Annotated in this window: 21 protein-coding genes; 11 read left to right on the top strand and 10 right to left on the bottom strand. The window is 37.7% G+C overall.

The window, feature by feature from the left end:
- Position 1: 1 nt before the first annotated feature.
- The 5 genes from BR30_RS0109025 to BR30_RS0109045 all read left to right on the top strand — a co-directional run bounded on the left by BR30_RS0109025 (position 2) and on the right by BR30_RS0109045 (position 6,803).
- On the top strand, positions 2-1,453 hold the full coding sequence (locus BR30_RS0109025) for a cytosine permease (RefSeq protein WP_026564748.1): 1,452 nt from the start codon (positions 2-4) through the stop codon (positions 1,451-1,453).
- Between the two features lie 81 nt (positions 1,454-1,534).
- Positions 1,535-1,987, top strand: coding sequence for a nucleoside deaminase (locus BR30_RS0109030; RefSeq protein WP_026564749.1), 453 nt, complete (start codon positions 1,535-1,537; stop codon positions 1,985-1,987).
- Positions 1,988-2,339: 352 nt separating this feature from the next.
- Positions 2,340-3,809, top strand: a complete 1,470-nt coding sequence (locus tag BR30_RS0109035) for an amidohydrolase family protein (RefSeq protein WP_026564750.1) — start codon at positions 2,340-2,342, stop codon at positions 3,807-3,809.
- 126 nt (positions 3,810-3,935) lie between these two features.
- Positions 3,936-5,501, top strand: coding sequence for a glutathione ABC transporter substrate-binding protein (locus BR30_RS0109040; protein WP_026564751.1), 1,566 nt, complete (start codon positions 3,936-3,938; stop codon positions 5,499-5,501).
- Between the two features lie 78 nt (positions 5,502-5,579).
- Entirely contained in the window at positions 5,580-6,803 is a 1,224-nt protein-coding gene (locus BR30_RS0109045; RefSeq protein ID WP_026564752.1) for an amidohydrolase, read from the top strand.
- A 28-nt stretch (positions 6,804-6,831) separates the two neighbouring features.
- Here BR30_RS0109045 and ncs1 read toward each other — a convergent pair whose 3' ends face one another.
- The 8 genes from ncs1 to BR30_RS0109085 all read right to left on the bottom strand — a co-directional run bounded on the left by ncs1 (position 6,832) and on the right by BR30_RS0109085 (position 15,050).
- A complete protein-coding gene (ncs1, locus tag BR30_RS0109050) occupies positions 6,832-8,304 on the bottom strand; it encodes an NCS1 family nucleobase:cation symporter (RefSeq protein ID WP_155928505.1) in 1,473 nt (490 codons plus the stop codon).
- Between the two features lie 23 nt (positions 8,305-8,327).
- A complete protein-coding gene (locus BR30_RS0109055; protein ID WP_035445276.1) occupies positions 8,328-9,632 on the bottom strand; it encodes an SLC5/6 family protein in 1,305 nt (434 codons plus the stop codon).
- Positions 9,629-10,321 (bottom strand): response regulator transcription factor, encoded by a 693-nt coding sequence (locus BR30_RS0109060; protein WP_026564755.1) that lies wholly within the window; start codon positions 10,319-10,321, stop codon positions 9,629-9,631. Before BR30_RS0109060 ends, BR30_RS0109055 begins: the two co-directional genes overlap by 4 nt.
- A 13-nt stretch (positions 10,322-10,334) precedes the next feature.
- Positions 10,335-11,075: a sensor histidine kinase gene (locus tag BR30_RS0109065; protein ID WP_026564756.1), complete on the bottom strand. Its 741-nt coding sequence runs from the start codon at positions 11,073-11,075 to the stop codon at positions 10,335-10,337.
- 97 nt (positions 11,076-11,172) lie between these two features.
- Entirely contained in the window at positions 11,173-12,168 is a 996-nt protein-coding gene (locus tag BR30_RS0109070) for an ABC transporter ATP-binding protein (protein WP_026564757.1), read from the bottom strand.
- Positions 12,168-13,187, bottom strand: a complete 1,020-nt coding sequence (locus BR30_RS0109075) for an ABC transporter ATP-binding protein (protein ID WP_026564758.1) — start codon at positions 13,185-13,187, stop codon at positions 12,168-12,170. The genes BR30_RS0109070 and BR30_RS0109075 overlap by 1 nt, the downstream gene beginning before the upstream one ends.
- A gap of 16 nt (positions 13,188-13,203) precedes the next feature.
- Positions 13,204-14,124 carry a nickel ABC transporter permease gene (nikB, locus tag BR30_RS0109080; RefSeq protein ID WP_026564759.1) on the bottom strand — a complete coding sequence of 307 codons (921 nt, stop codon included), beginning with the start codon at positions 14,122-14,124 and terminating at the stop codon, positions 13,204-13,206.
- Positions 14,125-14,147: 23 nt separating this feature from the next.
- Positions 14,148-15,050 (bottom strand): ABC transporter permease, encoded by a 903-nt coding sequence (locus BR30_RS0109085; protein WP_026564760.1) that lies wholly within the window; start codon positions 15,048-15,050, stop codon positions 14,148-14,150.
- Positions 15,051-15,343: 293 nt separating this feature from the next.
- On the opposite strand from BR30_RS0109085, the gene BR30_RS0109090 reads away from it, so the two are divergent.
- From BR30_RS0109090 to BR30_RS0109100, 3 genes are all read left to right on the top strand, one after another.
- Entirely contained in the window at positions 15,344-16,921 is a 1,578-nt protein-coding gene (locus BR30_RS0109090) for a glutathione ABC transporter substrate-binding protein (RefSeq protein WP_035445295.1), read from the top strand.
- Positions 16,922-17,007: 86 nt separating this feature from the next.
- Complete coding sequence (locus BR30_RS0109095; protein ID WP_026564762.1) at positions 17,008-18,246, top strand: amidohydrolase family protein; 1,239 nt, start codon at positions 17,008-17,010, stop codon at positions 18,244-18,246.
- A gap of 21 nt (positions 18,247-18,267) precedes the next feature.
- Positions 18,268-19,488, top strand: a complete 1,221-nt coding sequence (locus BR30_RS0109100) for an amidohydrolase (RefSeq protein WP_026564763.1) — start codon at positions 18,268-18,270, stop codon at positions 19,486-19,488.
- 184 nt (positions 19,489-19,672) lie between these two features.
- Here BR30_RS0109100 and BR30_RS0109105 read toward each other — a convergent pair whose 3' ends face one another.
- Positions 19,673-20,518 (bottom strand): DUF2935 domain-containing protein, encoded by an 846-nt coding sequence (locus BR30_RS0109105; protein WP_026564764.1) that lies wholly within the window; start codon positions 20,516-20,518, stop codon positions 19,673-19,675.
- A gap of 328 nt (positions 20,519-20,846) precedes the next feature.
- Between BR30_RS0109105 and BR30_RS0109110 the strand changes: the two genes are divergently transcribed.
- The 3 genes from BR30_RS0109110 to fabF all read left to right on the top strand — a co-directional run bounded on the left by BR30_RS0109110 (position 20,847) and on the right by fabF (position 23,306).
- On the top strand, positions 20,847-21,230 hold the full coding sequence (locus BR30_RS0109110; protein WP_026564765.1) for a hypothetical protein: 384 nt from the start codon (positions 20,847-20,849) through the stop codon (positions 21,228-21,230).
- 406 nt (positions 21,231-21,636) lie between these two features.
- Entirely contained in the window at positions 21,637-21,924 is a 288-nt protein-coding gene (locus BR30_RS35740) for a phospholipase A2 family protein (RefSeq protein WP_331280777.1), read from the top strand.
- Positions 21,925-22,064: 140 nt separating this feature from the next.
- A complete protein-coding gene (gene fabF, locus BR30_RS0109115) occupies positions 22,065-23,306 on the top strand; it encodes a beta-ketoacyl-ACP synthase II (RefSeq protein ID WP_155928507.1) in 1,242 nt (413 codons plus the stop codon).
- 424 nt (positions 23,307-23,730) lie between these two features.
- Here the strand turns inward: fabF and rlmN are convergent, their stop codons facing one another.
- Complete coding sequence (rlmN, locus tag BR30_RS0109120) at positions 23,731-24,789, bottom strand: dual-specificity RNA methyltransferase RlmN (protein ID WP_026564767.1); 1,059 nt, start codon at positions 24,787-24,789, stop codon at positions 23,731-23,733.
- Positions 24,790-25,062 lie beyond the last annotated feature (273 nt).

Below are 25,062 nucleotides of genomic sequence, written 5' to 3' on the forward strand. Positions count from 1 at the left end.
TATGGAAGAAGCTAAAATTGAAAAAGCCTATGATAAATATAAATCATATGGTTATTCAGATGATTTACTTCCAAAGAAGCCTAGCCAAAGAGATTGGGGCATATCAAACTATACGACACTATGGATGGGCGCCGTCCATAATATCATGTCTTATATGACAGTAGCAGGATTCTTTATTCTAGGATTAAATACAAAGCAAGTACTATTAGCCGTCATGCTTTCAGCAGTTATTGTATCAACATTTTATGTTTTAAACGGTTATTCAGCATCAAAGTATGGCCTCCCATTTGCTATGCTGCTTCGAGATACCTTCGGAGTAAAAGGAGCCATCATCCCTGCGTTATGTCGTGGTCTAATAGCCGGTTTGGTATTCTTTGGTACTACCACTGTCGTTGGGGCGGAATCTTTGAATGTTATTTTTGCGAGATTCATTCCGAATTATATGTCCGTAGGTGGAGATTTTAATATTTTTGGCTTAACTGTTCCTTCGATGATTTCCTATGCCATTCTTTGGACGATTACCGTTCTATTGTTCTTAGGTGGAATGAATGTTTTAGGTAAATTTGGAAACTGGTCTTCGCCTGTTGTTTACGTATTTATCATTGGTGCAGCAGTTTGGGCAATCAACATGGCGGGTGGTTTTGGACCAATCTTATCGTATGTACCGAAAAATCCGTCCTCTAGCCCACTTGTTTTTATAGCGTGCGTAAGTGCGTTAGTATCTAACTGGGCCGGTCCAGTGGTTAACATGGCTGATTTTACTCATCGAGCTAAATCGCCAAGAGACGTTATTATTGGGTTACCACTAGGATTTATTTTCTCGTATATTCTCTTTGCCATCACTTGTGTTGCGTTAATTGCTGGTACTGAAATTGCATTTGGTGAACCTATTTTCAATATCGTTCATGCGCTTGATAAAATTGAAAATACATTTTCTGTAGTAGTATTAATATTAGCCCTAAACGTTGGTGCTACGGCGTTTGTTGTGTTTGCAAACCTATTGCCTTCAGGATTACAAATGACATCTCTATTTCCAAAAAGATTTACTGTAAAGTCAGCAGGTATCTTGACAGCGATTGTTGGAACCTTAATTTTACCATGGAAGCTTGTATCTAGCACAACAACATTGTTCTTCTTCTATAGCTTTATTGGATCCATCTTTGGACCAATCGCGGGGATTATGCTTTCCAGCTTCTATATTCATCGTAAGGGAAAGCTAAACCTTGATAATATTTATGTACCACAAGACAGTAATGGGGAGTATAAGAACGGCTATAATCCAATTGCAATGGGTGTTTTAGCAGTAAGCTTCATTCTTCCAATGTCAGGTGCATTTCTTAAGAATGTACCACTTTTAGCTAAAATGAATGATTTTGCATTCTTTAGTGGTTTGATTGTGTCGTTTATTCTATACACTATTTTTGGAAAGTATAGTAGACCGAATAACCAATAGTTTTTTTGTAGAAGCATAGTCAAAGTTTTTAAGGATATTTATTAAAATTTATGTTCAATAAATAATAGGAGGAATTTGATTATGGATTATATGAAAATGGCTGCAGAGGCAACAATTAAAGGAATGAACAATAAAGTTGGAGGTCCATTTGGCGCAACAATTGTCCGTGGTGATGAAGTGATTGCTGCAGTAAGTAACACGATGATGAGAGATTCAGATCCATCTGCACATGCAGAAATGGTTGCTATTCGAGAAGCTTGTAAGAAACTTGGAACCATGGATTTATCTGATTGTGTAATATACGCAACTTGTGAACCATGTCCAATGTGTGTCTCAGCCATCATTTGGGCAGGCGTTAAAGAAGTTCATTATTGTAACACAAGAGATGATGCTCATGATCATGGTTTTTCTGATATGCACCTACGCAAATATTTAACAGGAGAAGATACAAGTGTGCTTAACATGATCAAAGTAGAAAAAAGAGAAGATTGTGATCATCTATTTGAGCATTTTCACAAACAAAATGAGAAGTAGGATTTCTGTCCTGCACGTGAATACAAGAAAAGCAGTCAACCCTCTTTATAATTGACTGCTTTTTCTTAGTTAGATAAGTGAATGTGTAGAAATTCAATTAACTTTTTAAGAAGTCCATTTGTTCTGTTTCACTTCCTTCATGAAGGTAAATGAAAATAAATTAAAATGGAAATTGCAAGACGAAGTTTATAAAAAAAGTTGTAGCTTACTATCTTTATTTAATCACTAAGAAGTAGAAATATTATAAAAAAGGGTAATGATTTCGAATATATAAAATAGTAATTTTTTTTATAATGATACTTATGGGAGTCTAAATAAGCTTACTTCTGAATAATGAAAGGAGCTAATTGTAGTGAAAACCAAATTAATGGGAAGGTACGTTATTGGATACGATGGAGTAGACCACGTCTTAATTGAAAATGCAGAAGTTGTTTTTGAAAATGATAAGATCATCTTTGTCGGCAAAAATTATCTTGGCGAAGTGGACAAGGTAATCGATTTGGGGAAAGCCATCATTAGTCCAGGGTTTATCGATTTAAATGCATTGGGTGATATTGACCACGATATTTTACATTTAGAGGCAAGAACAAACAGACAGAATAACCTTCTTTGGTCGGAACAGTATATAAAAAATGGAAACCATGAAGTTATGACAGCTAAGGAAGAAAATTTCAAATCCCTTTATGCCTACTCACAACTGATTCTCCATGGGGTTACTACTGCGATGCCAATTACATCGGTACTTTATAAAAAATGGGCAGAAACGTACGAGGAGCTTACTGCCGCAGCAGACCATGCTGGAAGTTTGGGATTAAGAATCTATCTTGGGCCAAGCTACCAATCTGGAATTAGAGTTGTAAAACCTGATGGTGCTATCAATCTATACTGGGATGAAGAAGCCGGAAAAGCTGGATTACAACGTGCCGTAAGGTTTGTGGAAGAATTTGATGGAGCTTATGATGGATTGGTTAGAGGGATGCTGGCACCCGAACGAATTGAGTGTCAGACCGCAGAAAGTTTGACACAAACAAAATACTATAGTGATAAATTAGGAGTTCCAATTAAACTTCATGCAGCACAAGGAGGCTTTGAATATCATACCATCGTTGAAAAACACGGTGTAACCCCTATTCGTTATTTATATGACCTTGGTTTTTTAGGGCCAAAAACAGGAATCCCGCATGCCCACTTTATTGCTGGTTATAGTGAAGCGAAATTTGGTGAGGGTAATGATTTAGCCCTTCTGAAAGAAACGAATACAACGGTTATTCATTGTCCTTTAATCATTGGCAGGCATACTTCGGCATTAGAATCATTTGCTAGATATAAAGGGGCAGGTATCAATTTAGCACTAGGAACAGATACATTTCCGCCAGATATGTTTCAAAACATTCGAACAGGCAGCATATTTTCCCGATTCATAGAAAAGGAAGTCGAGGGTTCCACGTACGCTGATTTCTTTCGGGCGGCCACACTTGGGGCAGCTGCGTTCCTTGGAAGAAATGACCTCGGCCGTTTAGCTGTTGGGGCGAAAGCAGATATTATTGCAATTGACTTAAATGGATATCATTTAGGAGTTCTCGATGATCCAATCCGCACGATGATTGTGAGCGGAACAGGAAGAGACGTGAAACTATCCATAATAAACGGAAAGATTGTAATGAAGGACCAAAAAATACCTAATTTTGATTTAGAAGAAATGAAAACCAAGGGACAACAATATTTTAACAAAATGAGAAAAGGATATTTCGAAAGAGATTATCAGCAATTGACTGAAAGAGAATTGTTTCCCCCTTCCTTCAAAATTGTGGATTCTATCTGATATTAAAAAAAGAAGTAAAGATATTGATAAATAAAGTAAAGATTTTCAAAATAAAATTATCTGAATATTTTTTATAATTAGACAAACGGATATAAAGTTAATAAAAATATTCAGGGGGTAGTGATTATGAAAGCAAGGCAGGGGCTTGGAAGATTATTTTTAGTAATATTGACGGTGTTTGTCATTACCGGCTGTTCGACAAGTAAAGATGTCAGCACAAAAAGCAATGGTAAAAGCACAGAATCTAAGGACGGCGGTACATTAGTCATTGCCCGATTGTCAGACGCTGAAAACCTAGACCAACAGTTTATGTCAACAATCAATGCTGCAAGTGTTACCCATCGCAAAATCTATGAGGGTTTAGTTGGTCGTGATCATAATGCTGAAATCCAGCCATTGCTGGCGGAAAAATGGGAGCAACTAGATGATACGACATGGGAGTTTAAATTACGAGAAGGTGTTAAATTTCATGATGGGTCAGCTTTTAATGCCAATGCTGTAAAAGCTACCTTTGATCGACTTTTAGATCCAAAGGTGGCATCACCTAGAGCTATTGTTTTTAAAATGGTAAAAGAAGTTAAGGTAATTGATGACTACACCGTTCATTTTATTTTAACAGAGCCGTTTGCTCCATTACTCTCTATTTTGGCTAGTCATGAAGGCGGGATTATTAGTCCAAAAACTATCGAGAAATACGGGAAAAACATTATTAAAGAACCAAATGGGACAGGTCCATTTGTTTTCAAATCATGGACACCTGGACAAGAAATTGTATTAACAAAAAACAATAGGTATTGGGGAGAGAAGGCGAAGGTCGATAAAGTCGTATTTAAGGTTGTACCCGAGGAAACGACTAGAATCTCCATGCTAGAAACAGGTGAAGCTCAAATAGCTGAACCCCTTTCTGTACCAATGATGGACACCGTAAAGGCTTCACAAGCAATCGATGTTTACCGTAGTGAAGGATATGGAACAGAGTATATTGGCTTTAATGTTCAAAAGAAACCATTTAATGATGAAAAGGTTCGAAAGGCCATCGCCCATGCGGTTGAAATGGATTCCATTATTAAAGGTGTCTATAATAATGTGGGAAAAAGGGCTAATTCCTTATTAGGCTCAAAGGTTTTCGGTTACCATCCTAATATGGAATCGTATAAATATAACTTAAATGAAGCAAAGAGATTACTAGCTGAAGCAGGTTATCCAAATGGTTTTGAAGTTACACTTAAAACGATGGATAGCAAAGAAAGAGTGAACATGGCTGAAGTACTGCAATCACAGTTAAAAGGTATTGGTGTCAAAATAAAAATTCAGGTGTTGGAGTATGGTACGTTTGTTGACCAAGTAAATAAGGGGGACTCTGAGATGTATCTCCTTAGCTGGAGAAATGCTACAGGTGATGCTGATTATAATCAGTATAACCTTTTCCATACAAGCTCGCAGGGTGGAGCGGGGAATACCTTCTTTTACAGTAATAAAGAGGTCGATCGTTTAATAGAGGCTGCACGCAGTGAAAAAGACCAAGAAAAACGAAAAGAACTATATGCGAAGTCACAAGAAATAGAAATGAAAGAGGCTGTTTATATTCCTGTTCGAGTGATTGAAAATTTAGCGGCTGTTGGAAAAGACGTAAAAGGTTTTTCTATTAGTCCATCAGGCTATTTAGAAATAAATGATGTGTCTATTCAATAAGATACATCTTAAAAGAGGGATATCCATTTTGGGTAACCTCTTTTATCGTGGTAGTTAACAATGAAGGGATGAATAGAAATGAATAGCAAGTATTGGTTAAAGAATGCACATATAGAAACAGGGTATAATGTAGAAAATGGAAGAGCTGTAGGAACTATGACTGAGATGTGTCATTTATTAATAGAGGATGGGAAAATTTCAAAAATAATAAAACCTTCTGAGCCATTTGAATTTGGGTTACCTGTAATAGATGCAAAAGGAATGCTTTTGCTTCCTTCTTTCATCGAAAAGCATGTACACCTTGATAAAACCTATATGGGTGATCAATGGCGTGCTTGTATCCCAGCTTCAGGCGTAATTGAACGCTGTGATATAGAAAAGAATATGCTAGCTTCTATCTCATCTAGCACACAAAAACGTGCTGAAGCCTTGCTTGAAGTATTACTATCATACGGATCCACCCATGTCAGAACGCACGTTGATATATATCCTGAGGTGAAATTGCAAAATTTAGAAGGTGTTCAGTACGCTCTAGAATCCTATTCTAATAAAATAAGCTCTGAAATTGTTGCGTTTGCCCAGCATGGCTTGCTCCGTCCAGGAACAGTAGAGCTTGTAAGAGATGCCTTGAGAAATGGGGCAGGGATTGTCGGAGCTGTCGATCCAGCAACGGTCGACAATAATATTGAAGCATCATTGGTACAGTTAATGGATTTAGCAGTTGAAGGTGATGCCGATATTGATTTGCATTTACATGATCCTGGTCACTTAGGTACTTTCACGATGAAACGTCTTGCCTATTTAACGAAGCAAGCAGGATGGGAAGGAAGAGTAGCAATCAGTCATGCCTTTGGGCTTGGAGATGTAACAAGAGAAGAAGCCATAGAAATAGCAGAGTTATTAAGGGAGGCAGGTATTTCAATTGTTACGAGCCTCCCAATTGGTAGAAACATTCCTCCAGTAAGCCTGCTATCAGAATGTGGTGTTAATGTGGCCATAGGAAACGATAATATTTTTGATTCATGGTGGCCGACTGGAAATGGAGATGTTCTTGAAAGGGTTGGCCGCCTAATTGAACGGTGTCGATGGACAGATGAAGTTTCTCTCTCTCAAGCATTAAAATATATTACTGGTGGTTTGACGCCTTTAGACAGAGATGGCAGAAAGCAATGGCCAAAAGAAGGGGATGCAGCCAATATGATTTTAGTAGAAGCAAGTTGCTCTGCCGAAGTTGTTGCCAGACGGTCAAACCGTAAGGCAGTCTTTTATCAAGGTAACTTGGTTTCAGGTTCCATTAGCTAGATATTAATAGAAAAGGGGGATGAAAACATCATCTCCCTTTTGTTATACTTGCCAAATCCTTATTTGTTCTACTGGCGTGTATCAGTTTATTCAAATAAATAAATAGTAAATATAGGCCGACTGAAACGATTATCCCAGTAAACCACGAAATATTATAAATCGGTTCAAGGATATCAATAAATCTACCAATCAAGCTAATAAACCCAGCGAATAGAGTGGTAAGCAGCGCAGGCCAGTTTACTCCGTTTGAGAAATGGCCCTTACTATTTGGAAAATATAATTCTTGTAAATTGATTTCTCTTTTCTTGATAATAAAATAATCCGCAAGCATCACACCAATTACAGGGCTTAACATTCCACCGACCATATTTAAAAAAGTAAAAATGCTTGTAGGGCTCTCCATCAGCTTCCAGGGCATAATTAGTAATCCTATAATGGTACCAATGAAGGCACCAGATTTAAAGTTTAATCTTTTCGGGGATAAGGAGGCCAGTTGATACCCTGCAGGAATAATGTTACCTACAATGTTTACAGATAATGTCGTTAAACAAATGGTAAGTAGGGAAAGGACAATGGCAAATTTGCTATCAAATCGATTAATCACTTCAATTACATTCCAGATTGGAACTCCGAAAGCAATTTCAGACCCAACGATGATCGTAATACTTGCAACAGCAAACAATAAATAGGTAAGTAGAAGCCCAACAATTTGTCCGCATGACTGGGCTCTATTGGAGCGCGAATACCTGGTAACATCAGAAACGCTGAGTATTTGTGCCACCCATGTTGCTAATATCGCTGAAATACAGCTTAGGATAATCAAAGTACTATTTCCTTCTACACCTTTCCCGCTATAGTTTAAGATTGGGATAATTCCACCTGCTAAATTAATTGCCCAAATGGACATTCCGCCAAAAACGACAAATACCAATGGAGAGAGTAGCTTAGTTAACTTTCCTAAGGCATCTACCCCTGCAAAAATAAAAAAGACATGAATCATCCAAAAGAGGAGAAGGGATATAAAGTTGGCTAAAGATAATCCTAAAAAACTCCAATCTGCTCCTAGCGTTGGATAGGGCTCCCAAAATTCTGCAATTAAAATAGTTACGGCAAGGCTTCCAGCATACGTTTGCAGACCGAACCACATAATGGCTGCGATGATCCCCCTTAATACCCCTGGAATAATTGATCCTTTGCGACCAAAACTGGTACGGAGCAAGATGGAGAAAGGGATTCCATATTTCCCCCCTGCATGACCATTCAATGCCAACATTACGGCAAGTATTATCGATGAAATCATAATGATAAAAAATACCTGCCATATGGATAATCCTAACGCAAAGAAACCGCCAATGGTAACATAGGATGGAACATTATGAACCGAACCTATCCAAATGGAGAAGTAATGGCTAAACTTCCATGTTCTAGCTTCGAGTTTTGTTGGTAATAAATCTGTGTTATCCGAGAATGAATTATCAAGGATGACTTGCTTTTCTCCCAATGCTGCTTCCCTCCAATCTTCTATTAATGCATTATCCTAGTGGATACTGTTTGGAAAATAAAAACCAATAGACAAACAACACCAGAAATAATGAAGCTTATCCAGATGATCGTTAAGTTATTATTCATCGGAATAAATATATAGCCGCCCAAGGCACCAATCAAAGAGGAAAAGGGGATGATTGCTGGAATCGATTTGTTACTTAGAATCGTAAATAACATCGGTACAATGATGGCAGCGTATATATTCCCAGAGAAAAACAATAATTGTAGCGGAGTAGGTTTAAAAATACTCACGATTATTAGTAAACATATACAAATACTTCCTGAAAAAATATAAGTGAATTTCCATCTTTCATGGTCAGATAAAGGACGAAATAATTCAATAATATTTTTTACAACCAAGGAAGTCGTCGCATGTAGCTCTGCACTAATTGCTGACGAAATCGCACTAAAGCAAAATAAAACAAATAAAACAATTAGCATGGTTGATTGTATTTTATCAACAAGTTCAAACAGTAACGAATAAATATCTTTATAGCTTCTGCCAAACATAATAATCATTAGCAGGGAGGTTAGAGCTAGTGGGATTGTAGCCCATATTACTCCTGCTAGAGTAAAGGTCATTTGAACTTTTTCCTTTTTGATGATAAATAGTCTCTGCCATGTTGCTCGATCAATTATGACCTGTCCGAAGCCAATCAAAATCGCTGTGGAAATAAACCAAATCGAATCTGTATTTTTATAGAATAAAATATAAGGATGAAAAAGTTTAATCCCTTCATAAACAGGATGGACACCTTCCTGAATATAAAAATAGACAGGAATGACTAAAACAGCGCCGAAGATCAATGAGACATTAACACCTGATAACTGGTGCAGCCGCTGCATTCCACCAACACCGCCTACAAAAAAACAAAAGCCTAAAAACAATAGCATTCCTATAAACACAGGCATTGGGAACAGAATATGAATGAGGATTCCTGCTCCCATTGCTTGGATAAATAAGGAATGCAGGCTGGTAATGAGAAGAATTGTAATGACATACCAGTAGCCGCTTGGTGATAATTTTTTTCTCAGTACATCTCCAATCGTTTGCTCATCTGGAAATTTTTCTCTAATGAATTTGGCTAAAAATCCAAACAATATGAGCGCTAAAGCCCCCATTAAAGAATAGCCAATTCCACCAGTTAATCCGTATTTAATCAATGTTTCTGGAGAAGAGAGGATCGTATTGCCAGTTATCCACCTCGCTAATAGACTAACAACCCCAAAGCTTACCCCCAATTTAATCGCACCGCTTATATATAATTGATAAGATCTATTCAACGGTATGTCTCCTTTAATCGATAGTCACTCGGTGATTGTCCAGTCAATTTCCGAAAGATTTGACTAAAGTAATGCTGGCTATTGAATCCACATCTTTCTGAAATCGTGCTAATGCTTAAATCAGGATGATTAATTAACATTTTTTGAGCTTCCTTTAAACGATAATCATTTAAATATTCAGAGAAGCCCATCCCTACTTCTTCGTGAAATTTTCTGCTTAAATAGGCAGGGTTAATGTGAATCTTTGAAGCTAAATAATTTAATGTTAATTTTTCACTATATTCCTGATGGATAATTTGTAAGGCGTTTACGATTTGCTCCGTATATCGTCCCAACCGCTCATACCTGCTTAATACGTTCAAAAGCTCTTCTTCAATGACAGGCTTCGTAATATAATCAACAACCCCAATTCTTATCGAGATTTGAGCATATTCAAAATTCTGAAAAGCAGTAACCATGATAATATCCATTGAATAAGAGCGTGTGAGTTCCATCGCTAATTCCAAACCTGATTTACCTGGAAGTTGGATATCAAGAAATGCTAGAAAGATTTCATGTTCTTTGATGATTTGAATGGCTTGTGAAGCATCTAGAGCCTTAAAAAACTTCCAGTTTGGAAACTTTTTTTGAATTAAATATTCGAGCAGTTCTAATTCAAGTGGTTCATCATCAACTAAAAGAATATTCATTTGGATGCACCTCCTATCCTAGTACAAATGGGAAAACAGCTAAAACACTGGTACCGTCTTCTGAAGGTATTAAGTTTACTGAAGTCTGATCTCCTGGAAAGAGAAGATCAAGCCTTTTTGCAATATTATCTAAACCAAGTCCATCTTTATGAGATTGGACCACCTGTCCTTCTAAGGCATTGTTCCAGACAGTTACATAAACTTCCTTCTCGTTCTTTTCAATGATTATTTTTAAAAACGCATCACCAATATGTCTGTCAAATGAATGCTTAAAGGCGTTCTCGACAAGAGTTTGAATTAAAAAAGGGATGATCACAGCCTGTCCTACTGTTGAATCCATGGATATTTCGTAATGAAGTCTGTCTCGAAACCTTATTTTTTGTATTTCCAAATAATAATTAATATAGGATAATTCCTCATTAATTGTTATTAAAGGTGTATTTGTCTTATATTTAAACTTAAGCAATCTTGAAAGGGTCTCAATCGAGTGAATTAATTCTGTTTTTCTCTCTAATCTTGCAAGGCTTAAAATGGAATTTAATGTATTAAAGAGGAAATGTGGTTGGATTTCCTGATTTAATTGATTATAAAGGGCTGTTTGCAGTTCTTTCTCGAGAGCAATTTCTCGTGTTTGCTTTTCTAAAAGATCAATTCGTTTTTCAAATATAAACAAAAACAGCAAAGTAAATGCACCTAGTAAAGGGGCTAAGACACATAGCATAATGTAGATGGAGAAAGCTTCAATATTAAGCATTAAACGAGATTCTCCTTTAGATGTAGAAAAAGGGAGTCTAGAAATACTCCCTTTATTAATATGATATTTTATAAAGTTTTTTATTTCTATTATAAATTTATAGCGAAAGTTGTTCTGCAAAATGGCAGCTGACAAAATGATTCACAGCTAATTTTCTTAAGGCAGGTTCCTCTAATTTACACTTCTCCGTCGCAAACGGACAGCGGGTATGGAAACGGCATCCGCTAGGAGGGTCAATAGGGGAAGGGACATCTCCTTTTAAAATGACACGTTCCCTTTTTAGGACTGGATTAGGTACCGGAATTGATGATAACAATGCCTTTGTATATGGATGAAGCGGTGAATCGAATAGATCCTTTTTGTCAGCAATCTCAACGATTTTTCCTAAATACATAACCATTACTCGGTCAGAGATATGTCTTACTACACTCAAATCGTGTGAGATGAATAAAAAGGTAAGCTGAAATTGATTTTGTAGTTTTTTTAATAGATTTAGGATTTGGGCTTGGATGGAAACATCCAAAGCAGATACTGCTTCGTCACAAATAATTAATTTAGGATCGACTGCAAGTGCACGGGCAATCCCAATTCGCTGCCGCTGCCCTCCACTAAATTCATGGGGATAGCGATCAAGTGCTTCTTGTGGTAAACCGACATATCCCAATAATTCCAGCATTCTTTCCATCCTTTTCGGTTTTTCGACAACATTTTGAATGGCCATTGCTTCATTTAGAATCTGCTTTACCGTTTGACGGGGGTTAAGGGAGGCAAAGGGATCTTGGAAAATCACTTGCAAGTCTCCTCTTAGCTTTCGCAACTCTTTATTATTGAGGCTTAGAATGTCTTTACCAGAGTAATATACATTTCCGTCTGTTGGTTCATCGAGCCGTAAAATCGCTCGTCCTGTAGTTGATTTACCGCAGCCTGATTCCCCAACAATACTTAGTGTTTCTCCTTCGTATAGGTGAAAAGAAACGTCATCAACTGCTTTTACAAATGCTTTAGGTTTAAAAATGGAGTCTGATTTAACAGGGAAATATTGTTTCAAATGGTCCACTTTTAACAATACTTTTTTTTCAGTACCAATAACCATTATTTAACAACCCCCTCTTTTTCCACATGGTTGGTCCATTCGTCAGTGTACATCCAACAACGAACCTTAACCCCATCATTTTGTTCTATTAAATCAGGCTTCTGCAAGTGACACAAAGGTTTTTGATAGGGGCACCTTGAAGCAAAACGGCAGCCTGTCGGTAAATTATACGGACTTGGTACACTCCCTTCGATCGTTTGCAATTGTTCTTGGTCCTCATAGATCTTCGGTAAAGAATTTAACAATCCTTGTGTATAAGGATGCTTTGGATTTGTAAAAATCTTTTCAGTTGGCGCATGTTCAATGATATTGCCGGCATACATAACGGCAACTTTATCACATGTTTCAGAAACAACCCCTAAATCATGTGTAATCATAATAACGCCCATACCTATCTTTTTTTGTAAATTTTTAATTAGCTCTAATATTTGAGCTTGAATGGTTACATCTAAGGCTGTTGTTGGTTCGTCGGCAATTAACACTTCCGGAGTACAGGCAAGTGCCATCGCAATCATTACACGCTGGCGCATACCGCCGCTTAATTGAAATGGTTCTTGTTTTGCCCTTTTTTCAGGAGAAGGTATTCCCACAAGCTTAAGCATTTCAACTGCCTGATTCCACGCTTCCTTTTTTCTCATTGATTGATGTAATCTTAATGCTTCAGCAATTTGTTCTCCAACAGGAATAACGGGATTTAATGATGTCATCGGCTCTTGAAAAATCATCGAGATTTCGTTTCCGCGGATTTTCCTCATTTCATCCTCTGGAAGTGTGACTAAATCTTTCCCTTTATAAAGAACCTGCCCACCGGCAATTTTCCCCGGAGGAGAGGGGATCAGTCGTAATATGGAAAGCGATGTCATACTTTTTCCACAGCCCGATTCTCCGACGATTCCTAAAGTCTCGCCCTTTTGAAGGGTAAAGTCAATCCCGTCAACGGCTTTACTAATACCATGTTTTGTAAAGAAATGTGTTTTTAATCCCTTAACCTCTAAAATTGGACTATTTTTCTCACTCATCATTATTCACCACCCGTTAATTTAGTTCAATTCGTTTATTAAAGAACCGATAGAATACGTCCACAAATAAGTTCACAATCACAAAGATAAGTGAGGCGGCTAAAACTCCCCCTTGCACCACTGGTAAATCCCGCATGCGGATCGCATCAACAATCATTCTGCCAAGTCCGTTAATCGCAAAGATGGATTCAACTAATACGGTTCCGCCAAGAAGAGCACCAAACTGTAGTCCAACAACCGTAATGACTGGAATTAAGGCATTTCGTAATGCGTGCTTATATATAATGACATGTTCACGCAGTCCTTTTGCTCGTGCAGTACGGATATAATCCTGCCTAATGACTTCAAGCATACTGGAACGAGTCATCCGAGCAACTATTGCTGCACCACCTGCTCCTAATGTTAGAGCAGGGAGGATGACGTGAAGAATACTATCCCAGCCTGCAACCGGAAGAATTTGTAGTTTTACGGAGAAAAAATACATCATCATTAAACCAAACCAAAAGCTCGGTAAGGAAATTCCAAGTAGGGCAACTAACATAACACTTGTATCTGTAAGTGAATAAGGTTTAATCGCTGAAATTATTCCCGCTGCCATTCCTAAAACGATGGTGATAAGGATACTAAAAAACGCTAACTCCATTGTAATTGGCAGTCTAACCATTATTTCATCAAGTACGGGCTGGCTATTCTTAAGTGAACTTCCCAAGTCTCCTTGAAAAACATTCAAAAGGTAGTCAAAATATTGCACCATTAATGGCCGGTTTAATCCCAATTGCTCGCGAATGGCATTAACTGTTTCTTTTGATGCTCCTTCACCTGCAAGCAAAACAGCAGGATCACCAGGAACTAATTGCATGATAAAAAATACGACAAAAGTTACCCCAATTACGACTGGGATCGTTTGGATTAAACGGCGAAAAACAAACATCAACATTATCTACTTACCTCCTTTAAAGGTTACTTTTTCATTCGTGGGTCAAAAGCATCGCGTAATCCATCACCAAAAATATTAAAACCTAAAACGAGGATAGAAATCGCTAAACCTGGGAAAATCGCAATGTATGGCGCAGAGAATAAGAAATCCCTTCCATTACTTAGCATTGTTCCCCATTCCGGAGAAGGGGGCTGTGCGCCAAGACCTAGGAACGATAAGCCAGCAGCTGATAAAATCGCCGTCGCAAGTCGTAAGGTTCCTTGGACAATAATTGGAGAAAGAATATTTGGTAAAATATGTTTAAAAATAATGATAAAATTATTTGCGCCAAGTGACCGAATGGCGTCAATATACTCGAGACGTTTCACTTCTAACGTAGAACCGCGGACAATTCTGGCAAATAAAGGAACTGAAAATGCCCCAACCGCAATCGTAACATTAATCAGGCCAGGTCCTAGTGCGCTGATGATGGCTAAAGCTAGTAAGATTCCAGGGAAGGCGAGCATGACGTCCATCAATCGCATAATGAACGAATCAACCCATTTCCCATAATACCCGGCAACTAATCCGAAAATAATTCCGAAAAATGCGCCAAAAGCTACAGCAGCAAAACCCACTCCCATCGAGAGTCTTGAGCCAAATAGTATGCGGCTTAAAATATCTCTACCTTTATCATCGGTTCCCATCCAGTGTTCACTACTAGGCGGTAGTAATTTATCTTCTAATATAATTTTATAGGGATCGTAGGGGGCTAAGAGCGGTGCAAATAATCCGATAAAAATGTAAAAAAGAATAATAATTGCACCGACCATCGCAGCTTTATTACCCATTAAAATAGAAAGGAATTCTTTCAATTTAGATTGTTTCGGTAGATTAATTGTTTGTGTAATTACGATTGGATTTTCAGTGTTCACTTCAACTGACATGTAAAACCCTCCTTATTTTAATTTTTTTGAAAGATAAGCTGTCATTTCTGGTTGTTGTGGACCCCCTTCTAAACTTTCAAACTTTTTATGGATTATGTACAAATTATCAAAATTCGGTAAAAAGTAAATGTTTTTTAAATAATGTGTCAATATAATTAAAATTTAAGTAAATATTCTGTAAATATTATTGTGGATTGTCTTTTATAATGCAGATATGTACCAGTGGAAGGATGGTGGATAACCGATTGAAAGGTCAGAATTTACAAAATAACATACTAGGGGAGCATGTAAAAATGGAGAGAAAAGCACGCAGTATTAATAAGAGTCTACTATTTATTCTAATCGGCTTAATGATGATATTTGCTCAAGCTTGTTCAACAAAATCAACTTCTTCAAATGATTCAACAAGCAAAAAAGAAGCAACCAAACAAGGCGGTACATTAACCGTTGTAAGGCTTTCTGATGCGACAAAACTTGATCCAGCTTTTATTACGGATATTCCTTCAGCGAATATCGTTTATCAAAAAGTTTATCAGACACTAATTGCGCCAGATAAGGACTTCAAAATTCAGCCACAGCTAGCGAAAGAATGGAATGTCTTAAATGACACAACATGGGAATTTAAATTACAAGAAGGCGTTAAATTCCATGATGGAGCACCATTCAATGCTGAAGCTGTTAAAACCACATTTGATCGTATATTAGATCCGAAAACGGAATCACCGCAACGCGAGAAGTTCTCAATGATTAAGGAAATAAAAGTTGTGGATGATTATACCGTTCAATTATTACTTGAGTATCCTTATGCTCCACTGCTTTCTATTTTGGCCAGCCAAGAAGGTAGTATTATTAGTCCAAAAGCACTTAAAGAAAACCCAGAATCTTTATCACAACATCCAGTTGGTACAGGTCCATTCGTGTTTGAATCATGGAAGACTGGACAAGAAATTTCATTGAAGAGAAATGAAAACTACTGGGGGAAGAAACCTAATATTGATAGAGTAGTATTCAAAGTCGTTCCTGAAGATGCAACCCGCCTAGCGATGATTGAAACAGGTGAGGCACATATTAATGACCAAGTTCCTGTAACTGAGATTGAGCGTATTGAAGCTTCCGATAAAATGGGACTCTATCGTACAGAAGGACTAGCTGTTGAATATCTTGGATTTAACACAAAGAAAAAACCGTTTGATGATGTAAGAGTCCGTAAGGCAATCAGCCACGGCATTGAAAGAGAAGCCATTATTAAAGGTGTTTATAATAACGTTGGAACTCTTGCTAATGTGGCGATGAGTCCAAAGGTGCTTGGATACAGTGATAAGGTTAAAGCCTATGATTATGATTTAAATGAAGCAAAGAAATTGTTAAAAGAAGCTGGCTATGAAAAAGGATTAAATGTCACTTTATTAACCAGTGACCGAAAAGAACGTATTAACATGGCTGAAGTGATGCAATCACAATTAAAAGGGATTGGAATAAATGTAAAAATCCAGGTGATGGAATATGGTGCGTACATTGACATGATTGAAAAAGGTGAGCACGATATGGCTATTGGTGGATGGGGAAATGCAACAGGCGACGGAGATTACAACCAGTATAACTTATTCCATTCAGCATCACAGGGAGCTGCAGGGAACCATTTCTACTATAGTAATCCAGAGGTAGACAAAATGATTGAATCAGCGCGAAAAGAAAGAGATGAGCAAAAACGATTAAAGCTATATGAAGAAGTAATGCAAAAAGAGATTGACGATGCCGTATATGTTCCAATTCGAAATTATGAACATTTGGCTGCCTATAGTAAAAATGTAAGTGGTTTTTGGTTAAATGCTGCTAACTATCTAATGATTGATGATGTGGTAATTAAATAAGGAACTTTATGAATACTGTTCAAGGGGGAAAAGTACTTTTGTTAAAAAGTACTTTTCCTAGTTCTATAACTTAGGAGGGAATAGGAATGACAATTTTTTGGTTAACGAATGTCCGCTTAGAAAAAGGTTTCATTTATGAAAAGGATCGAATTGTCGCAACCGAGACAGAAATTTGCCACTTGAAAATTGAAGGAGATAAAATTACTGAAATTACAAATGAAATTCCAAATACAATTGCTAATCAGCACGATGCTCATGGTCAGCTACTACTGCCATCCTTAAGAGATATGCATATTCATATCGATAAAACCTATTATGGTGGACCATGGAAAGCATGTACACCTATCACAAAAGGCATTTTTACTAGATTAGAAGAAGAAAAAGAATTATTGCCCAAGCTCCTGCCGACAGCCCAGGAGCGCGCAGAGAAAATGATTGAATTATTGATTAAAAACGGGCACACCCATATTCGCACTCATTGTAATGTTGACCCCGTGATTGGACTTAAAAATCTTGAGGTAACCGTCAATGCCTTGAAAAAATATGAGGATGTTCTTACCTATGAAATTGTTGCCTTTCCACAGCATGGTTTATTGAAAAGTGACTCAGTTCAGCTCATTCGTGATGCGATGAAGAATGGTGCGACATTAGTTGGAGGTGTCGACCCTGCGACTGTGGATCGGAACATTGAAAAATCCTTAAACACTATTTTTGATATTGCGGTTGAAAACAATAAGGGTGTAGATATTCATTTACATGATCCGAATACATTAGGGGCATTTACATTTGAACGCATGGCTTATTATACGAAGGAATCTGGACTTAAAGGTAAAGCAACGATAAGTCATGGGATTGCATTAGGTGACCTGGATGGTGTGGAGCTTAATGAAATCACTGCAATTCTAAAAGAGCAAGAGATGGATGTTACCACCACTGTTCCTATAAATCGGGCGACAATTCCGATACCAACTCTTGATAAATTAGGAATTCGAGTATCTGTTGGACATGACAGTATTACAGACCATTGGTCTCCCTTTGGAACTGGAAACACGATTCAAAAGCTCGGGGTTCTTGCTGAAAGATTCCGCCTGAGTGACGAATATTCTTTAACCACTGCTCTTAAGTACGGAACAGGCGGTGTAACACCACTGAATGAAAAAGGTGAGCGTGTCTGGCCAAAGGTTGGTGATGACGCAACGATGATGCTGGTAAATGCAACTTGTTCAGCAGAAGCAGTCGCAAGAAGAGCAACGGTAGAAGCATTGTTTTTCAAAGGGAAAAAGGTTGAGAGTAAACTTGAAGATACAGACCTAGTGCGTGTTTAAACTTATAAAGGAGGAGAAAAAATGACTACCTCATATTGGTTGACGAATGTTCGGTTAGAGACAGGCTATATACAGGATGAAAAAGGAGTTTATGAAACAAAGACAGAACTTTTCCATTTGAAAATTCAGGATGGGGAAATTGTTGAAAAACAACAGCAGAGTTTCAGCATTCCATCTGGTGAGAATACTGTTGACGGTAAATGTCGTTTGGCAATACCTGCTTTCAAAGAAATGCACAACCATTTGGATAAAACCTATCTTTCACTTGATTGGAAGTCTCCGATCCCTGCAAAAAACTTGAAAGACCGATTACGTATGGAGGCTATGGAGCTGGAGGAATTAGCGCCAACAACCAAACAGCGTGCTAGTGCCATGATTGACTTACTGCTTTCACGTGGGTCGACACACATTCGGACACATGTAAATATTGACCCTTATATTGGTTTGAAAAATTTAGAAGGTATAAAAACAGCGTTGGAGGATTACTCGGATAAGCTAACCTACGAAATTGTTGCCTTCCCGCAGCATGGCTTATTAACAGAAAATGTTATTCCGCTCATGAAAGAGGCAATGAGATCAGGTGCCCAATTAGTTGGTGGGTTAGACCCAGCTGGAATTGATCGTAATATCGAAAAATCACTTTATGAGGTGATGAATCTAGCGACAGAATTTGATGCAGATATTGATATCCATTTACATGACAGAGGGAATGTTGGCTTTTATACAGTAGATAAATTGGCAGAAATGGTAGATGCAGCGAAATGGCACAATCGCGTGGCTGTAAGCCATGCATTTAGTCTAGGAGAAGTGGCAGTTCCACAACAGGAAGAAATCGCAGCAAAAATGAGCAAGTTAGGAATGTCGATTATGTCTACGATTCCAATTACAAGTACTTTGCCGCCAATTGAGTTATTCGATCAAAATGGAGTTAATGTTTATTTAGGATGTGATGGTTTTTATGACTCTTGGGGGCCATATGGTACAGGAGATGTTCTAGAAAAGGTAACTCGATATAGTGAATTGTACCGGAAAAGTGATGAACGTTCATTAGCTCAGACACTAAAGTATGCTACTGGGGGAACTACTCCATTAACGAAAGACGGTGAAGTAGCCTGGCCGCTGGTAGGTGATAAAGCAAATCTTGTTCTTGTAAATGCCTCATGTTCTGCTGAAGCCGTTGCAAGAACACCCGAGCGCGAAGCAGTTATTTTTAATGGAAAAGTTGTATTTGGAAAACTGTAAACATTGTTTTTAAGAACTTAATATTTTTTGAAGAGAAAAAAACAGTGCAATTCGCAATGAATTAGCACTGTTTTTTTTATAAAATATATTATTGTTGAACTAAATGGGCTAATAAAATGGCCAACTGATTCACTTCTATTCTATCCTCTGCTGGGACATAATTCCCTTATTCTTCAATCTTTTACTATCTAGATTGTGGGTTCACGCTTGTTAGATGAGCATCAAACATATCAATTATTTCTAAGAATCTATCAGCTTCACGGTAAACATGGTCTGCTAATAGCGGATGAATGATACTCTTTATTTTACATTGTTCAATTAAATCACGAGCGGTTTTCTTGAAGTCCCGTAGAGAGGAAACCGACACACGATTTTGATCCAGGAATTGATCCAAAAGAGGAACGGTTTGTGATTGTGGCTTCATAGAATCTAAGTCTCTTGCTTGATACAGCAATTGATCAAAATCATTACTGAAATCCCGTGCTACATCAACAAGTTTCCTTTCTGACGGATCAAGGAGATGACCAATAAATTTGGCATGGTCTGCCATAATCCTTAAGAAGAAGACATTTTCTTTAATAATCGCATCTGGAAGCGATTGTAATTTCCCTTCATTCAATTCAATTAATCGTTTTCTAAAATAATTAGCTTCCCTACTGGTATGATCGACTAATAGAGGGAAATTATTTGCTCCCGGCATTTTACATGTGAGAATTAATCCTAGTATTTTTCGTTTAAATACAAAAATATTGGCTGCTGCTTGCTGGACTTCTGTATTAAATCTTCTTATTTGTTCAGGATCTGTTTGATTGTTAAAGGAATATGCTCTTTGTTCGATGTTTTCAAATAATCGGTAGAATTGATTGGCCTCTTGGATGAGTTGTGTGTCGTCTGCTCTAAAACCTAATCGAAGAAATAAAGAATGCTCTTTCATTATCCTAGCCCAAAAACGTATTTCGTTTAATGATCGCTCAACAAACAATCCAGATGTAACACCTGTATCAGGATGTAAGCCTTCACCACTATGCATTACGACCCTCCTAATAAATATACTACGTTCGTACTATACTTATTAACTTATCCATAAAAAAATACCATCAAAAAATAAAGCTATAAGAGTAAATATATTTTTTCGTATATAAGCTGCGGTAGTACATCAATAAAAAAACATCAACTGCTTACGTTTAGAATCATGAGTATAAGCAGCATCAGCCGACCTCCTTGACATCATTTGCCAACTTTAGTACAGTCGTAATGATTTTATCTTTATTCGCTTATTCTAGCTTACGGAATAATTGAAACCTAATGGGAATTTTTTCGTATAAATATAACAAAGATTAAAAGGAGAGGTATGTGTAATGTTCCTAGAAGAACTAGAACAAAAGGAGAAAATTGCATTTCTTGAATTGGCTGGAATGATTGCCAGAATTGATGGCAAATTATCTATATATGAAAATTCCTTACTAAAAAAATATCAAAGGGAAATGGAGCTGGAGGATTATAAGCTCGAGGGTCTCTCGATAGAAGAAATTTTAACGGAATTTAAAAGTGAACGCTCCAAATATATCGTCTTAACCGAAATCTTTCAGCTTATTTATTCTGATGGAGTTTTTCACGATCATGAAAGCGAATTTGTCCATATTATAAAGACGCACTTTGGATTCGATGCAAGTGAATTTGGAACTTTCAAGGATTGGGTTGAGAAAATAAAAGAATTATCGGTAACCAAGCGAGAGCATTAGAACATCCTAATTTGAGTATCTGAAGAATATCACATGAGATAAATATATAATGGCCCCTGTCCTTATTGGACTAGGGGCCATTTATACTTTTATTGTTATTCCTCTTCCGTATAAGCTTCCGTGGTGGTATCCATGCACTCCCAGCATTCACTTCGATTCCTTTCATACTTGGATAATTCACTCCCACAAGAGATGCAAAAGTCCATCGGAATTGATTCCCCTTTCAAGTGAATTTTTATATATGTTTATTTATATTCCAACATAGCTTGTTAGAGAACCATTTACCTGCAAGAAAAACAAATTCCTACAGGAATAGTCTACAGCTGTGATAAACATCTTTTTTATAAAACAAGTCTAATCAGGTTTTTTATTTTTTCATATTAATATAGTAATAAATTTCTAGGAGGTGGAGATATTGACACGTAGAAAAAAGAGCCTGCCTCTCTGTATTTTTCCAAATTATCGCTGGTGTGGGCCAGGATGCAGCGGGCCGGGAAGACCCATTAATGATGTAGATAACTGCTGCTACCATCATGATCGCTGTTTAGACCAAGGGAATTCCCCTTGTTATTGTGACAAACAATTCATGAAATGCCTCAGCACAAAAATGAATCCGCATACGCAAAAAGGTAGAAATGCACGATTAATGTACTGGTTCATGAAACTGAGAACAGCCTTCACCTGTTCAAAATAGTTGCTATATTGGTAAAATATCTGCTCACATCTTACTAATCTAAATCTGAAAATCGTCTGGAATCAATTTGTCCATCCCCTCTGAATTCGTTACACTATAAAGTGTAGGTAACTTATAACTGGGTGGGAGAGAGCATTATTATGAGTAAGAGAGTAGTGATTACAGGTATTGGAGCAGTCACTCCTTTGGGGAATGATGCTCAAACAACATGGGAAAACATTAAAAATGGTGTATCGGGGATTGGCCCAGCCACTATCTTTGATGTAGAAAAGGTTGATATCAAAATTGCAGCCGAAGTAAAAGGCTTTGCACCAGAAGAGTTTATGGATAAAAGAGAAGCAAGAAGGATGGGGCGTTATAGCCAGTTTGCTGTGGCAGCAAGTCAAATGGCTGTAAAGGATTCGGGGATCCAGATCGGAGAAGACATTCCAGCAGAACGGGTCGGTGTCTGGATTGGTTCAGGAATTGGCGGACTAGGTGAATTCGAGGAACAACATAGGAAGTTTATTGAAAAAGGACAAAGAAGGGTCAACCCGTTTACGATTCCGATGTTTATCCCAGACATGGCAGCTGGACAAGTTTCGATTGCGCTGGGTGCTAAAGGAATCAACAATTGTTCGGTAACTGCATGTGCATCCGGTGCCAACTCCATCGGTGATGCATTCCGCGTCATTCAAAAAGGGGATGTGGAGATGATGATTGCGGGTGGAACAGAAGCGACGATTACCGAAATGACCGTAGCTGGATTTTCGAATATGACCGCTCTTTCTAAAAATCCTGATCCGAACACAGCAAGCCGGCCTTTTGATAAGAATCGCGATGGTTTTGTGATTGGGGAAGGGGCAGGAATTGTGGTCCTAGAAGAACTAGAACACGCAATTGCCCGTGGTGCTAAGATTTATGGAGAATTGATCGGCTATGGTGCGACCGGTGATGCCCATCATATTACCACGCCTGCACCAGACGGAGAAGGGGCTGGCAGGGCAATGAAATTAGCATTAGACGATGCGGATATTTCCCCTGAACAAGTCGACTATATCAATGCACATGGGACATCCACCAATTATAATGATTTGTATGAAACGTTAGCCATTAAAGAAGTTTTCAAAGAACATGCTTATCATTTATCGGTTAGTTCCACTAAATCAATGACTGGTCACTTATTGGGTGCCACCGGCGCAATTGAAGCGATATTCTCTGTTTTAGCCATTAATGAAGGAATCATTCCGCCAACCATCAACTATGAAACTCCAGATGAACAACTTGATTTAGATTATGTTCCAAATGAGGCAAAGAAGAAAGATGTTCAAGTCGTTTTATCCAACTCATTAGGATTCGGCGGACATAATGCCACATTAATTTTTAAAAAGTTTACCGAGTAGCGATAGCATATAGTTAAAAAAGGTGTCTAAAGATTATTTAGATACCTTTTTTTCACGCAACTGGACTTATTTCGACAAAAATAAAACTAACCAAACGTTTGATTAGATAACCATGAGGCCATGCCAATAAAGGGTTTCAGCCTTTTATTGTGAAACAAATTTTGTCGACACTTTATATTTTTTCACTATTAAAGTTAAAAACTAGTCGATATTAAGATTTCCTTCGGGAATTAATCACGCTTCGACAGATTCCCCCAGCATACCTTATTAACCAAACGTTTGATTAGATACATGATAAATCCTTTGATTAAAAGGACTTTTTCCCGGGAAATGGAGAAAAGAATGTCGAACTTACTTCGACATAAACAAACCGGCTATCGCTAGCCGGTCCGCTTATTTTAAAGGTATTTTAGAATTATTTGGATTATGCTTTTCTAATTTGCTTACTGCGTAACTGTCCGCACGCCGCATCGATATCTGTGCCATGCTCTTGGCGGATTTTGCAATTAACTCCGCCCTTTTTCAACGTATCATAAAATGACAATACCGATTCCTGTTCACTTCGTTGATATTGACTGTGTTCATCAACCGGGTTATATGGAATTAAGTTTACATAGACTTTCTGCCCGAGTGGACGAAGGAGTTCCGCGAGCTGCTCTGCTTCTTGCTTATGATCATTTACATCTCGCAATAGAATATATTCAATCGTAATCCGTCGGTTGGTTTTATCTACATAATACTCCATCGCTTTCATTAACTTTTCAATAGGAATCGCACGGTTTATCTTCATAATACGCGTCCGAAGTTCGTTATTTGGTGCATGCAAAGAGACGGCCAGGTTTACTTGCAACTTCGTATCCGTGAATTCATATAGCTTATCGGCGAGACCACTGGTAGATACAGTAATCCGTCTAGCCGCAATGGCGAGCCCTTTATCATCTTTGATTACTTTGATAAAGTCTAATAGGTTGTCAAAATTATCAAATGGTTCACCAATCCCCATCACAACCACATGGCTGACTGTTTCTCCAAGACCCTGTTTGTCCAGGTGCAGCTGCACATTCATAATTTGCTCAACAATTTCCCCACTAGATAAATCGCGACTTTTTGCTAATAAGCCACTCGCACAAAAACTACAGCCAATGTTACAGCCGACTTGTGTTGTTACACAAACCGAAAGGCCATATTTCTGGCGCATTAAAACTGTTTCAATTAAGTTGCCATCTTGCAATTTAAACAAGAACTTAATCGTACCATCTGCTGATTCTTGTTTAATGTGCTCCTGTAAAGTTTGGATCTCGAAGTTGTCTGCTAATAGTTGAACACACTCTGGATTAACTTCCGTCATCTCCGAGAATGCTGTGACACGCTTTCGATAAAGGTATTCCCAAACTTTCTGTGCTCTCGACTTCTTCTCGCCGTGCGCTTCAAGCCAGGCTGCTAATTGATCGATTGTTAATCCGTATATACTATGTTTATTCATATGTTCCTCCTCTTTTTCGTACGATAAAATTTAAGATATTTATCTTTACCTATATATAAATTAGTGAATTGATATTAAATCAGTTATTCACGATAAATCTAATCTAAAAAACATTATCTATTATACCAAGAAAAAACACATAATAAAAAAATACCTTTAATTGGTTGTAAAAAAAGAAAATCAATTTAACTAAGTAAAAGGCGTGATTTACTAGAATCGCGCTTTTTTATATTTTTATGAAAATTTAATAATATTTTAAAAATTTATATTGCA

This window comes from Bacillus sp. UNC41MFS5 (genome assembly GCF_000686805.1).

Coding starts and splice junctions, on each gene's coding strand:
- BR30_RS0109090 (WP_035445295.1), top strand. CDS start 15,344: ATGGAGAGAAAAGCACGCAGTATTAATAAGAGTCTACTATTTATTCTA.
- BR30_RS0109030 (WP_026564749.1), top strand. CDS start 1,535: ATGGATTATATGAAAATGGCTGCAGAGGCAACAATTAAAGGAATGAAC.
- BR30_RS0109100 (WP_026564763.1), top strand. CDS start 18,268: ATGACTACCTCATATTGGTTGACGAATGTTCGGTTAGAGACAGGCTAT.
- BR30_RS0109105 (WP_026564764.1), bottom strand. CDS start 20,518: ATGCATAGTGGTGAAGGCTTACATCCTGATACAGGTGTTACATCTGGA.
- BR30_RS0109085 (WP_026564760.1), bottom strand. CDS start 15,050: ATGTCAGTTGAAGTGAACACTGAAAATCCAATCGTAATTACACAAACA.
- BR30_RS0109045 (WP_026564752.1), top strand. CDS start 5,580: ATGAATAGCAAGTATTGGTTAAAGAATGCACATATAGAAACAGGGTAT.
- BR30_RS0109075 (WP_026564758.1), bottom strand. CDS start 13,187: ATGAGTGAGAAAAATAGTCCAATTTTAGAGGTTAAGGGATTAAAAACA.
- nikB (WP_026564759.1), bottom strand. CDS start 14,124: ATGTTGATGTTTGTTTTTCGCCGTTTAATCCAAACGATCCCAGTCGTA.
- BR30_RS0109065 (WP_026564756.1), bottom strand. CDS start 11,075: ATGCTTAATATTGAAGCTTTCTCCATCTACATTATGCTATGTGTCTTA.
- BR30_RS0109060 (WP_026564755.1), bottom strand. CDS start 10,321: ATGAATATTCTTTTAGTTGATGATGAACCACTTGAATTAGAACTGCTC.
- BR30_RS0109110 (WP_026564765.1), top strand. CDS start 20,847: ATGTTCCTAGAAGAACTAGAACAAAAGGAGAAAATTGCATTTCTTGAA.
- BR30_RS0109095 (WP_026564762.1), top strand. CDS start 17,008: ATGACAATTTTTTGGTTAACGAATGTCCGCTTAGAAAAAGGTTTCATT.
- BR30_RS0109025 (WP_026564748.1), top strand. CDS start 2: ATGGAAGAAGCTAAAATTGAAAAAGCCTATGATAAATATAAATCATAT.
- rlmN (WP_026564767.1), bottom strand. CDS start 24,789: ATGAATAAACATAGTATATACGGATTAACAATCGATCAATTAGCAGCC.
- fabF (WP_155928507.1), top strand. CDS start 22,065: ATGAGTAAGAGAGTAGTGATTACAGGTATTGGAGCAGTCACTCCTTTG.
- BR30_RS0109040 (WP_026564751.1), top strand. CDS start 3,936: ATGAAAGCAAGGCAGGGGCTTGGAAGATTATTTTTAGTAATATTGACG.
- BR30_RS0109070 (WP_026564757.1), bottom strand. CDS start 12,168: ATGGTTATTGGTACTGAAAAAAAAGTATTGTTAAAAGTGGACCATTTG.